The organism is Ruegeria sp. CDSA246 (assembly GCF_059611225.1).
In genome coordinates, this window is the sequence record NZ_JBXWPD010000011.1 from 58,865 (window position 1) to 71,067 (window position 12,203).

The 12,203-nt window shown below is 55.6% G+C and carries 11 protein-coding genes; 10 read left to right on the forward strand and 1 reads right to left on the reverse strand.

From position 1 onward, the window contains the following. Nucleotides 1-30: 30 nt before the first annotated feature. Nucleotides 31-2,043 (reverse strand): DEAD/DEAH box helicase, encoded by a 2,013-nt coding sequence (locus tag AC2FI9_RS15195; RefSeq protein ID WP_496768776.1) that lies wholly within the window; start codon nt 2,041-2,043, stop codon nt 31-33. A 391-nt stretch (nt 2,044-2,434) separates the two neighbouring features. Here AC2FI9_RS15195 and AC2FI9_RS15200 point away from each other — a divergent pair, with 391 nt between their 5' ends. From AC2FI9_RS15200 to AC2FI9_RS15245, 10 genes are all read left to right on the forward strand, one after another. Beyond that, on the forward strand, nt 2,435-3,628 hold the full coding sequence (locus AC2FI9_RS15200) for a tyrosine-type recombinase/integrase (protein WP_496768778.1): 1,194 nt from the start codon (nt 2,435-2,437) through the stop codon (nt 3,626-3,628). Further along, a complete protein-coding gene (locus AC2FI9_RS15205; protein WP_496768780.1) occupies nt 3,625-4,449 on the forward strand; it encodes a hypothetical protein in 825 nt (274 codons plus the stop codon). Before AC2FI9_RS15200 ends, AC2FI9_RS15205 begins: the two co-directional genes overlap by 4 nt. 74 nt (nt 4,450-4,523) lie before the next feature. Next, nucleotides 4,524-4,706, forward strand: a complete 183-nt coding sequence (locus AC2FI9_RS15210; protein WP_480840347.1) for a helix-turn-helix transcriptional regulator — start codon at nt 4,524-4,526, stop codon at nt 4,704-4,706. A 107-nt stretch (nt 4,707-4,813) separates the two neighbouring features. After that, nucleotides 4,814-5,374: a hypothetical protein gene (locus AC2FI9_RS15215; RefSeq protein ID WP_496768782.1), complete on the forward strand. Its 561-nt coding sequence runs from the start codon at nt 4,814-4,816 to the stop codon at nt 5,372-5,374. A gap of 29 nt (nt 5,375-5,403) precedes the next feature. Next, the gene (locus AC2FI9_RS15220) at nt 5,404-6,558 is read left to right on the forward strand and encodes an AAA family ATPase (protein ID WP_496768950.1); all 1,155 of its coding nucleotides are present in this window, start codon (nt 5,404-5,406) and stop codon (nt 6,556-6,558) included. 394 nt (nt 6,559-6,952) lie between these two features. Next, entirely contained in the window at nt 6,953-7,156 is a 204-nt protein-coding gene (locus tag AC2FI9_RS15225) for an HGGxSTG domain-containing protein (RefSeq protein ID WP_496768784.1), read from the forward strand. Between the two features lie 147 nt (nt 7,157-7,303). Then, nucleotides 7,304-7,867 carry an MrcB family domain-containing protein gene (locus tag AC2FI9_RS15230; protein ID WP_496768786.1) on the forward strand — a complete coding sequence of 188 codons (564 nt, stop codon included), beginning with the start codon at nt 7,304-7,306 and terminating at the stop codon, nt 7,865-7,867. Between the two features lie 9 nt (nt 7,868-7,876). After that, nucleotides 7,877-8,395 (forward strand): protein NO VEIN domain-containing protein, encoded by a 519-nt coding sequence (locus AC2FI9_RS15235; RefSeq protein WP_496768789.1) that lies wholly within the window; start codon nt 7,877-7,879, stop codon nt 8,393-8,395. 217 nt (nt 8,396-8,612) lie between these two features. Continuing rightward, complete coding sequence (locus AC2FI9_RS15240) at nt 8,613-10,868, forward strand: McrB family protein (protein WP_496768791.1); 2,256 nt, start codon at nt 8,613-8,615, stop codon at nt 10,866-10,868. Then, complete coding sequence (locus tag AC2FI9_RS15245; protein WP_496768792.1) at nt 10,865-12,157, forward strand: McrC family protein; 1,293 nt, start codon at nt 10,865-10,867, stop codon at nt 12,155-12,157. Before AC2FI9_RS15240 ends, AC2FI9_RS15245 begins: the two co-directional genes overlap by 4 nt. Nucleotides 12,158-12,203: the final 46 nt, after the last annotated feature.

Genomic DNA, 12,203 nt, shown 5'->3' on the forward strand with positions numbered 1-12,203 from the left:
GGCGCGTTGCTGCGGCCGCATTGAGCGGCGCTAAGTCTTGCGCCGTTTCGGCACAGCCTCTCCGCCCTTGCCCGCTTTCGCGACTGAAACGCGGGCGCGATTCTTCTTGCTGCTGGGTTTTCCCTTGGGCGGCGGCGGGCCTTTGGTGGGTTTACCGCCGGGCTTTACGCTTCCGTCTTTGCTATTGTTAGCGGTCGTTTTGTGGGTTTTCTTCTTTGCGCTCGTTGCCGTGAATTTAACATCCGGCTCGCTCAGTAACGAGTCGCGGTGCGGTGTCGAACCATGTTCTTTTGATCGGGTCTGTTTGAAACCGCGTTCCGATGCTTTACTGGGCTTGCGATCTTCGGGCTTAGGTTTGCGGTTACGGGGCGTCGGGGCATCGTTCCAATCAACCGGGGTGGTGTCCCCTTTGCGCGGACGCGGTTTACCCTTGGGTGGGCGGTTGGACCTTGGACGCTCAAACGCTGGCACGTCAGGCGCGCCATCCAAGCGCACAACGTCTTTCGAACCTTCGATTTTCATACCCGGTCCAACAGCCGCCAGAAAGCCCGCAACACTGGCTTCGCGGATCTCGACGTAAGACACATCATCGGCAATCCGGATCGCACCGATATCGTCTTTGGTCAGATCACCGGCCTTGCAGATCATCGGCAGCAAATGGCGCGGCGAAGCATTTTGGTTGCGACCTTCAGACAAAGAAAACCAAACGCTCGGACCAAAGGCGGCCCGGGGTTTCGGGCGGTCGGCCGTCACCGGGGCCAACTCTTCCGGCGCTGAGTGGCGCAATTTATACTGACGTAGATACGCTGCCGCTATTTGCGCAGGGGTAAATTTTTCAACCAGGTGCCGAACCGCGTCCTGTTCGCTTTCGGTAACCTCAACCTGCCAGTCATCCGAGGCAAGCATCCGCGCCTGATCCCGTTCGTTCACCTCATCCGAAGACGGGGCGACGCCCCAATCCGCCGTGAGCTTTGCGAATTTCAGAATGCGCTCGGCCTTTTTCCGCGATGACGGTTCGACCACCAGGGCGCTGACGCCCTTTCGCCCTGCCCGGCCCGTGCGCCCAGAGCGATGCAAAAGCGTCTCGTGACTGTTGGGCAGCTCGGCGTGGATCACCAGGTCGAGGTTCGGCAAATCAATCCCGCGCGCCGCGACATCTGTCGCCACACATACCCTCGCACGCCCATCACGCATCGACTGCAACGCGTTAGAGCGTTCACTCTGCGTCAGCTCACCAGACAGTGCCACCACAGAAAACCCGCGGTTGGAAAGCCGCGTGGTCAATCGTGACACCATCGCACGCGTGTTACAAAAAACGATGGCGTTGGGGGCTTCGTAGTACCGCAACGCATTGATGATCGCGTTATCCCCGTCCCGCGGCGCCACCATCATTGCACGATATTCGATATCGGCATGTTGGGTTTTCTCGCTGACAGTGCTCACCCGTTCGGCATCGCGCTGATAGCTGGTTGCCAGGCTAGCAATGGCGCGTGGGACCGTAGCTGAGAACAGCAACGTTTGCCGCTCGGCCGGGGTTTCATCCAGGATGAACTCAAGATCCTCGCGAAATCCAAGGTCCAGCATTTCATCTGCTTCGTCCAGAACCACGGCCCGGATCGCGGTCAGATCAATGGAACCACGCATGATATGATCGCGCAGTCGCCCCGGCGTTGCGACAACAATATGCGCCCCCCGCGCCAAAGCCCGGCGTTCATCACGCATATCCATGCCACCGACGCACGAGGCCAGAAACGCGCCGGCATCAGAGAAAAGCCAGCTCAGTTCACGCTTGACCTGCATGGCCAGTTCCCGCGTAGGCGCAACCACCAAAGCCAACGGCGCACCGGACGCCCCGAACGTCTCATCTTCGCCCAGCAACTGTGGTGCAATCGCCAACCCGAACCCGATGGTTTTTCCCGATCCGGTTTGCGCCGACACCAACATATCGCGCCCTTCCAGCTCAGGCTGTGTCACGGCCTGTTGGACTTGTGTCAAAGTATCGTAACCCTTGCGGGCAAGCGCATCTGCGATGGTCTGTTTCACGGTGGTGTTCTTTGTATCAGCCGGGGGATACGTGCCTTGCGGTATTGCAATCAGCGCATCTTCCAAGGTTAAAGACCGCCTCTTAACGGGAGTCGCTGGCAATGTATAGCCGTGTCTTTTGTGGTGACCGAAGTAAAAAACCGCCGGTCACGTAGGTATCTTTTGATGAACTTGTCTGCAGTTTCAGCCAACTGTCAAAAGCCGATGCGAAACCAATACTTTACCAGATAAAGTGGTGCCCGGGGGCGGCACATGCAACCTGTTTGAGATTGTTCGTTCTTGTGCAGTTTACCATTCAGTTACAACGTTCTAACTGGTTTAACTGTCCGGGCTTGTCTTACCGTGTTTGGCACCATCCAATACGGTAAGGTGGATATTAGGGTGGATAAAAATGCGGGCAACAAACAGACTTTCGGCTTCCTTTATAAAATCAGCACCGGTGGGTAAACACTGCGATGGCGCTGGGCTTTGGTTTATTAAACGAGACGATGGTGGCGCGCAGTGGATGCTTCGTGTGACTGTGCATGGCCGAAGGCGCGAAATGGGACTGGGTGGCTATCCTACTCTTTCTCTTGCAAACGCCCGTAGTGTTGCACAGCGATGGCGCTCCGTTTCTGCGGAAGGCCGCGATCCGGTTAAGGAGCGTGAAGCAGAGGCACGTGCGGCGCGGCGGGAAGATGTTTCACTTGCGGTTCTGACTGCAGATGCATTCGAAGCGCGAAAGGCTGAACTCAAAGGTGATGGAAAAGCTGGGCGTTGGCTCTCACCACTGAACGGGCATGTACTGCCCAAGCTTGGAAAGGTTCCAATAACAGACATTGACCAGCGCGACATTCGCGACACCCTAACCCCAATCTGGCACACAAAAGCCGACACAGCGCGCAAAGCAATGAACCGGCTAAACATAGTCTTTCGCCATGCGGCCGCGCTTGGATTGGACGTTGACCTTCAGGCGACAGAAAAAGCCAAAGCGTTGTTGGGAAAGTCACGTCACAAGCCGAAACATATCCCGGCAATGCTGTGGAGCGATGTCCCCGCTTTCTACTCAAGCATAGAGGAACCCTCGCTTACGAACCTAGCTATGAGGTTGCTCATCCTAACCGGTGTTCGCTCTAAACCTTTGCGCTTTATCAGGCTCGAACAGATTGAGGGAGACGTTTGGACCATACCAGGTGAGGCCATGAAAGGTCGAAAAGGGGCAACAAGTGATTTCCGTGTGCCGCTTTCGCAGGAAGCGCACCGCATTATCGGCCTTGCGCTACCGCATTCCAGAAATGGTTTCCTTTTTCCGAATAGTCGGCAGGGCGTGATCTCTGATATGACACTCTCACGTATGATGGAACGGCGTAAATTGGACGCCCGCCCGCACGGCTTCCGCAGTAGTCTTCGCGACTGGCTGGCTGAAGCCACCGACGCACCTCACGAAGTAGCGGAAGCAATGCTGGGACATACAACCGACTCTGGTGTCGTTCGAGCTTACAGACGCACAGATTTTCTTGAGCAGAGACGCGTTTTGGCTGAACGCTGGGCAGAATTTGTCATGGTTGGTGCAGGTCATGTCGTAAAGCTTGCGACCAATCAATGACTGAGCGGAACGACAATGCCAACACCTCGAAAGAGACTGTTGAGCCTACTTCTGATTTGAACGAATGGGGTATCCCCAACTGGTTGGATGCCGAAGCGTATGGCGACGTTACAGCGTGGACCTTGGATCGGTGGCGATGGGAGTTTTTTCGGCGAAGACAGGATCTGCGTGAGTATTTCGATAAGCTTGGGCAATCCACCTATCTGGAGAACCTTGCACTTAGCCAGCAAGCAATAGGAATTGATACGCGGTCACCCACAGAGCCTGGCTTTTGTGCGCGAGGCAGTGAACACACCAAGCAAGAGTTTGGTTACATCAGCATTCCCAACCCGCGAATTGGCCAACAGCCGGAAGGGGCAATCAGACCATTCCGGGGATACTCAAAACTACGTGTAACAGACGGCTCGAAGCGTGATCGCACAATCGAGTCCCATCCACAAATCGCTAGTCGCCAAAAATCAGTCAGCCTTTCGAGTACGGATGAGCATTTTAAAACTCAAGGGGTCGCTCATTTCGACTGCTTTTCAGTGCAACTCGAACCGCATGAAGTGGCGATAAAATTCGATCTGAATAGACCGTTAGAACCTCAGATCGAAGAAGCGCGTGAGCTAGCTCGACAACTTCAGGTACGCCTCAAGGGAAAACTAGTGGTAAACCGACGACATCCCAAAAAATGGCTGGGCTACCTGCGCACCTTGGACGCACGTGAAGCTGGTGCCTCCTGGTCAGAAATCGCTGCTTTGCATCCCGCAACCGCGCAAACAGAGCAATCAGCTCGCGACATTTGGGAGCAAGCGAGTGCCTTGTGTTTTAATTTCTGATTTCTTTTCACAATCCCAAAGACAGGCTCCTTTGGTCACGGTTGCACCATCCCGAACCAAAAAGGATGGTGACTATGAAATACCTCAACTTCGCAGAATTGCGTAAAAAGCTAGGCGGGCGGTCACGCTCTGCAATTTATCTCGATCTCCAGGCCGGGCGTTTGCCGCAACCGGTTAAACTCGGCGGGAAACTTTATTGGCCTGAAGACGAAGTGGACACTCATGTCCGTGCCCTTCGCGACGAAAAAGCCCAGTAACAATAGCCCCCGGCGCTGAACGACCACCGGGAGCAGGGTTGAGATAAACCAATCGCAGCCCAATCCTGGACTTTAAGGTACGCGCGCGCCTCAGTGGTGAGGTAAAAATGAGCAAACAAAGCTGGAAAAACACCACCGACAAGTGTTTGCGTCGCTCCTCCCTGCCCCTTTGTGAACATGGGCAGTTGGACTCGGATGCCACTAACGTCACAAATGTACCACTTGCTGGCTGTGCAGAACTTGGTGCTTACCGCCAGTGCAGCAATCCGTCGCACAAGGTGGGTGTAAGTATCGCTGATCACATTCCTGAGCACATTAAAAAGGTGTCGCGTTCAATTGGGTACACCCTTTGGCTGAACGGCGAAAATCAGTGGCTTGGCCTCGAATTAATCTTACGGGCACACCTGGATCAGCAGAAACGTGAAGCGCTTGCCTACATGGCGCTGAAATCTCTCAGCTACGACGCTGCCAAATCGATCGCGGAGGGCGTGCTGGACAATGGTGCAGGACAGCCTATTGCGCCCCTTCTAAACTACATGGACGAGGCCTTGTTCTGGGCTGACATGGCACTTCCTGAAGAGCTTGATGCCTATTGCCTTGCGAGCTTCGGACAGATGGATCCGGCTAGGCAGGCGGCTTTCCTAGAACAGGTGCAGGGTGGCAAATAAACATGGCGCATAATTTTGTAGACATGGCTATGCAGCTTAAAGCACACCAAGCCGAATTTTCTCGCCGGCGATCGGATCTGTTGCCAACGGAATTTTCTTGGCGCGACCCGTCCACCATTCCGCCCCGACCTTGGCTCTATGGGCAGCATCTGATCCGCAAACAGGTATCAGTGACAGTTGCACCCGGCGGAGTCGGGAAATCATCTCTGACGATCTGTGAGGCGCTGGCAATGGTCTCTGGGCGGGAGCTTCTGGGCGACTGGACCGCCAAAGATCTCAAGGTCTGGATCTACAACCTTGAAGACACGCGCGACGAATTGGATCGGCGTATTATAGCAACCATGCAGCATCACCAAGTCACCTCTCAGGAAATCGCGGGGCGGTTGTTTGTGGACTCTGGTCGGGAACGTGAACTTAGCACTGCGATCCAAACCCGTGAAGGCGTCCAGATCATCAAACCGGAAATGGCAGCCCTAGCGCATGAAATTGAGGCACGCGAGATCGATGTTCTGATCATCGACCCGTTTGTTTCGTCGCACCAGGTTGGTGAAAACGATAACGGTGCAATTGACATCGTGGCAAAGGAGTGGGCGCGGTTGGCGGATCAGTGCAACTGCGCAATTGAACTCGTGCACCACACTCGCAAAACCAACGGCGAAGAAGCAACGACCGAAAGCGGGCGCGGCGCAACCGCGCTTTTGGCGGCGGCGCGTTCCGGTCGGGTACTTAACAAGATGAGTGAGAGCATGAAGGCTGAAGCGGGTGTGAAAGAGGATCCGTCTACGTATTTTGCTGTGACCCGCGACAAGGCAAATCTTGCCCCCACCGCAGGTCGTGTCTGGCGGCGCTTGGCTTCAGTCCACTTGTCAAACGGTGACAGCGTAGGCGTGGTCGAAGTCTGGAATTGGCCCGATACCTTTGATGGAATTACATTGGCCGACCTTCTTGCTGTGCAGAAAGCTTTGAATGGAAAAGGACTACGGTATTCGGAACAGGCTCGTGACGATTGGGTAGGCGTAACTATTGCGGAAGTTTTGGGACTTGATGCCTGTTCAGACCGCATACGCATCAAAAAATTGATCGAGGCATGGTTGAAATCTGGTGCCTTGAAGAAGGTCAAATTATTGGATGCAAAACGTATGGAACGCCCGTGTTTGGAGGTAGGTGAATGGGCAAACACATAAGTGCCACACCCACCCCAAAAGCAGAGGTGTGGCGGGGTGTGGCAAACATGCACAAAACAGTTGCCACACCACCGCCCCCCTAAAGGGGGCGGTGGTGGTGTGGCGTACCGAACTTCCATTGAGCGTGTAAGCTGCAGTACTCAATGAAATTTGTGAGAGCCGAAGGCCAAACACTACGCGCATCATGGGGTTTGTAGACTATGTTAACAATTGTTGGGGTTTTTTGATGGGACGACCGACCAACTTTGAGAAGAAATTCCGTGCGCGCTTTCAAGGTGACCCCATTGATTGGCAGGCACTACAGTCACGTTGGCGGCCGTGCCCAGCAGAGGCGCATAAGCACCCAAACTATCGGAGGGATTGCTCACAGTGTCGCGGTGCAAACTGCAAACAGATGGCGGAGCTGGGCTTGAATGATTCCGGTGAACCACTGCCTAAGTCAGAGCGCCCAACATGCGGCGCAAAAACCCGAGCAGGAGGCCAATGTCAGGCCCGGGTAGTACCTGGAAAGCGGCGTTGCAGGTTGCATGGCGGTCTCAGTACAGGCCCGAAGGGGAAGCGAAGAGTTAAAGCCAATCTTGAACCAGAGGGCGCCTGAAGAGATGCGTTGCGATACCTCTGGAGATTAATGGTACTCGCGCGGTTATCTGCTACGGTGTAGGCGTTCGTTCTTTCAGAAACGTTTTATTGAAGAAGCTGGACCAGGATATTTCTCTAACGGTGATCTTTTGGAGTCAATTTAACAATGCGTGAGATCTTACGCCGGATATGCGAACTACAAACCTATTATTCTTCTAAGAATACTCCGGAAATGCAGGAGCGTGGAAACCTTGTACGCCAGGTCCTAACCGGCGAGCTTCGAGAGCTTCAGAATACGCTGAGCGAAGCCCTTGGCCCATTCGGCAGCGATTTCCACGTGGATGCCTCGGATGGGATCGGCAACAAAACAGAGCTCCCATGGGTACGGTTTTGCTCCAAAGAGATGTCCCCGAAGCCGACCGATGGCTTCTATGTCGTTCTGCATTTTTCGACGGATGGCTCGGGCGTAAATATCGCAGTAGGGTGCAGTTCTTCGAAGTTTCATAACGGTTATTCGATTGTCTTGCCGCCGGAAGACCTCGCCAAGCGCACCGAGTGGGCTAGACGCATGGTCCTGGAAGATCGTGGCTCATTGGAACCGTTCACAGATTCCAACGATTTTGGCGCGCGTCTGCGACTTCCAAAATCATTTCAGGACGCAAGCGCACTCGTGAAGAAAATCGACTACAATGAAATCAACGACCGGGTGGTGACGGAGCACCTTGTCTAAGCCACTCAAATGCTCAGGACTATATATTCTGCCCAACGCCAAGGCCGCGAGCTATCCCCTGCCGATCAGACCGAGCTTGAGATTCTGAGCATCACTAGGCCGACATCCACTATCGCCAAGAGCCAGGGCTTTGGATTGACAGCCAAGGAACGCAAGGCCGTAGAGCTTCAGGCAATGGCGATGGCCGAAGACTGGCTTCGAGAGCACGGCTACAAACCCAAAGACACCTCAGACAAAAAACCTTACGACTTCGAAGCCAAGAAGGGCGAAGACGTGATCTTTGTTGAAGTCAAAGGTACGACGAGCGATGCTGCCGAGGCGATCGCCATGACACACGGAGAAGTTGCCCTTCACCGAGACAAGAAAGGCCAGACAGCGCTAATAATCGTGACGGGCATACGCCTTGAGAAGGATGGAACGAGCCCAAAGGCATCAGGCGGCATACTTGAGCCGCTGATCGGCTGGAACATAGATGATTGGAGCCTTCAGCCAACGGCATATCGTGTTGCCCGCACATCCAAGGCGTGAGCACTCTCGTGCCAAGCGTACGAGAAAGCGGCATTATTGTAAGATACCGAAACTATTTTTCATCTCGAAAATGCTCACCCCACAACGGCGTCTTAGTCGGTCCAGCAATACTCGTCATAAGTGCCACCAATGGTCTTCCTTTCTGCCATCACCATTGCCCTACTCTTCATTTACTGGCTATGAGTCCTAGGCCTAATCTGCAGAGGAAACGTCGAATTTGTCGAAGTACAATCCCAACCACTATGTCGACCCAATCTATGACGCGGCCCGTAAGTGGAGCGAAAGATCCCTTGCGAGCGGGTTGTCAGTTCTTTCCGATAAAGAAGAGTTGTGGACCCGCGCCTTTCTAGACGAGCTGGACCAACGCTTTGTAAACAACCCCGACGTCGGGGAAGGAGACTTCCTTTCGAAGTTGAAAGCACAGCTATCCGAAGGCACCAACGGGTGCCGTCAACTGATGGCTGAGCTCCTATGGATTATGCTTCTTTTCCCTTCCAACGTAGGGGCCGCAAAAAAACGGGAGAATGTACGTGCGATTTGGTCATGGTCTGGCGAAGACCTCAGTGCGGACAAAGCAATGCTTTCGGATCAAGTGCTCGAGGGAATTGGCTCGGGCGGGGTCGCCTTCAATACCTATCGTTGGCTCGAGATCAGCTTTTTGATCGGTGCTTTGCGAGATTTTACGCGGCGAGAAGAGTTGGAGCGTAGATCTCTTCTTAAGGACCCATGGGCGTTTTCAAGCTGGTTGAGCAGCCTTCCCGAAGCAAGGAAACGACAATTAATCCACATCCTGCCACACTTGCTGTTTCCCGACACTTTCGAGCGGATCAGCTCCGAGGGAGACAAGCGCCAGATCCTCGCCGGCTTCGGAGACACGCCAGAAAAGGAGATACGGAAGTGGAACACTGTCGAGATCGACCGTGCCTTACTCGAACTGCGCCGTCGGCTTGAAAACGAGCATGACACGAACATCGATTTCTACCAGGATGAGTTCGAGGCCCAGTGGAAGAACCAGACAAATAACTGGCTCCTCAGCTGGAACCCTTCCAGATGGAACTGGGAAACGCTCGCGATCGATCGCGCTAGAACCATCAATGGAGATAAAGCTGACAACCGTTGGCGCTGCAACTCGAGCAAGCCGCGTGAGGGCGACCGCGTCTTCCTTGTTCGTACCGGAAAGCCCCCGAAAGGCATCGTGGCAGTAGGAAAGGTCACGCGCGCGCCCTACGAAGCCGAACACTGGGAACAAGCCCGCGCCGACGCTTGCGAGACGACGCGCTTCGTTGACGTGGCGTTCGACTCCGTCCGCGATGCAACAACGGACCAGATCGTCCCTCTGGAAGAGTTGCGGAGCTGTGAACCCGGCCAGGAATGGAGCCCACAGTCTTCCGGGATCGAGGTCAAGGCAAAGGCAGCCCGGACTCTGGAGCGCCTATGGAAAGCGCTGCCACCGATCTTATCCGGCGCTACCACGTTAGGGGATGAAGCCGGAACTGGAGGCGCATCCTCAAAAAAAGTCACGCCGCCCCTAAACCTTATTCTATACGGCCCTCCGGGTACTGGCAAAACGCATCGCCTGAAAAACGAACATCTGCCGCGATACCAGGACGGCGCTGCAGATCGCTTCGAGTTCGTGACTTTCCATCAGAGCTATGCGTACGAGGACTTCGTTGAGGGCATTCGACCAGTCACGGAGAACGGCACGGTCACCTATGAGGTACGGCCAGGGGTGTTGAAGCGGCTTTGCGATCGGGCTCGGCGCTCGCCGGACAAGCGGTTCGCGCTCTTCATCGACGAAATCAATCGCGGGAACGTCGCCAAGGTTTTCGGAGAGCTGATCACGCTTCTCGAGGTGGACAAGCGGATCGGCACTGATGCCTCGGGAAACCGATTGGCGAACTGCCGGGGCCTAGAAGTGACTTTACCTTACTCGGGTCAGCGTTTTGGGGTTCCCGCGAATGTCGACGTGATTGGCACCATGAATACCGCAGACCGGTCCATCGCTCTTCTCGACAGCGCCCTGCGGCGCCGTTTCCGGTTCGAAGAGCTTACGGCGAAGCCCGAACTCCTTGAATCGATCGACGACGGCGAGGGCAGCGCGATCGATCTGCGCCAGCTTCTGCAAGCCATGAATGCCCGCCTGTCCCGCCTTCTGCATCGCGACCAGACCCTGGGCCACAGCTACTTCTACCATGTGAAGTCGTTCGACGAACTGCGCCGTGTCTTAGCCCGAGAGATTCTGCCCTTCCTGCAGGAGGCCTTCTACGACGACTGGCGGCAAATCCGATACGTCCTCGCCGACCAGGCCGTAGAGGAGGAGCTACAATTGATCCGGGCGCGCACCCAGAGCGCTGCCATTCTCTTTCCCAAGGCCGACCCTGCCGAAATCGGGGACGGTGAGGCGTTCGAGGTAATTCGGGAAGACGAGATCACTCCGGACGCGATCCGCAAAATCTACGAGCCACCAGAATGAGGCGCCTGACCTTCCGAGAGAGGGAGGGCGTCAGCATCGGCCCGGCCGGCGAGATAAGCGAGCTCGAGGCAGAAGGCATAGCGAAACTCGCCGGACGTCTGCCAGCGGGCGCCCTCGCGTGGGGCCACCGCATGCTGAAGTTCGGGCCGTTCTGCGGGGTCCTGCAAACCGAGCAACTGGCGATCGAGGTACTGCCCAAAATCGACTATGGCAGCGATAGCAGCGAAGACATGCGGGGCCTTCTGGTGGCCATGCTTGCGCGTGCTGGAGAGCTCGGATCGAAGCGCGTGGGCGATGCCGGCCTCGGGCAACAGCACAGCCACCTGCTGGACGTCTTCATCGAGGATTTCTGCAGCCAGGTTAAATCCGCGCTCCGAGGTGGGGCCATTGCCCGTTATTCGGAAAGTATAGAGAACCTCAATGCCATCCGGGGACGGCTTGAGCTGACCGAGCATCTCCGCGCGAACGCGTTCGACCGTTCTCATCTGCTTTGTCGCTTCGACGAACGCAGCATCGACAACCCATACAATCAAGCGCTGAAGGGCGTACTTCGGATCCTTCTCGGATTCGCGCTGAGCCCGCGGACCCGCGCGATGGTGACGGCGTTCCTTCACCGCTTTGACGAGGTTGGCGATATTAGAGTCAGGGCTCGCGACATCGACGGTCTCCGCCTTGACCGGACCATCCGGCACTGGGAGCCAGTATTTGCGCAGGCCCGATGGCTACTGTCAGGCCTCTATCCGGATGTTCGCACCGGAGACGCTGCTGGTTCGGCGCTGCTGTTCAACATGGAGAAGCTCTTCGAGGCAGTTCTCGGACTGCGCATCCGGCATGCCTGTCAGACGCGGGATAGTGGTCGCCTTTCTGTGGGGCTGCAGAGCCCCGTGAAGAACCTCGCGACGGCGGGCTTCCAACTGCGCCCCGACATCACCATTCAGAGCGAAGTTGAGACTGTCGCCATTCTCGATGCCAAATGGAAGCGCCTAAATCTCGGCGACGCGAACTCCGGCGTCTCGAGCGGCGACGCGTATCAGATGAACGCCTACGCCGCCCGCTACCGGTGCAAACAATTGGCGCTCGTCTACCCCGCTTCTGGGGACTGTCCACCGGGAAAGATCAGCGAGTTCGTGCTCATAACTGAAGAGCGTCCAAAGCTTGAGGTCATCGCGGTAGATGTTCGAGAGCTCGCTTTTGGCAATGGGATGCCGCCTGGTATTGATGGAATGATCCCGATCGAGCCCTACTGGAAACAACGCTCATCACAGACAGTAATTCACACAACGATATGAAATACTGTCGGCAGGCACGTTCAGCGCGATCCAGGAACTGCTCGAG

Bases quoted from the DNA above. Each gene is read 5' to 3' on its own strand.
- AC2FI9_RS15200 (WP_496768778.1), top strand. From the start codon at position 2,435: ATGCGGGCAACAAACAGACTTTCGGCTTCCTTTATAAAATCAGCACCG.
- AC2FI9_RS15205 (WP_496768780.1), top strand. From the start codon at position 3,625: ATGACTGAGCGGAACGACAATGCCAACACCTCGAAAGAGACTGTTGAG.
- AC2FI9_RS15210 (WP_480840347.1), top strand. From the start codon at position 4,524: ATGAAATACCTCAACTTCGCAGAATTGCGTAAAAAGCTAGGCGGGCGG.
- AC2FI9_RS15215 (WP_496768782.1), top strand. From the start codon at position 4,814: ATGAGCAAACAAAGCTGGAAAAACACCACCGACAAGTGTTTGCGTCGC.
- AC2FI9_RS15220 (WP_496768950.1), top strand. From the start codon at position 5,404: ATGCAGCTTAAAGCACACCAAGCCGAATTTTCTCGCCGGCGATCGGAT.
- AC2FI9_RS15225 (WP_496768784.1), top strand. From the start codon at position 6,953: ATGGCGGAGCTGGGCTTGAATGATTCCGGTGAACCACTGCCTAAGTCA.
- AC2FI9_RS15230 (WP_496768786.1), top strand. From the start codon at position 7,304: ATGCGTGAGATCTTACGCCGGATATGCGAACTACAAACCTATTATTCT.
- AC2FI9_RS15235 (WP_496768789.1), top strand. From the start codon at position 7,877: ATGCTCAGGACTATATATTCTGCCCAACGCCAAGGCCGCGAGCTATCC.
- AC2FI9_RS15245 (WP_496768792.1), top strand. From the start codon at position 10,865: ATGAGGCGCCTGACCTTCCGAGAGAGGGAGGGCGTCAGCATCGGCCCG.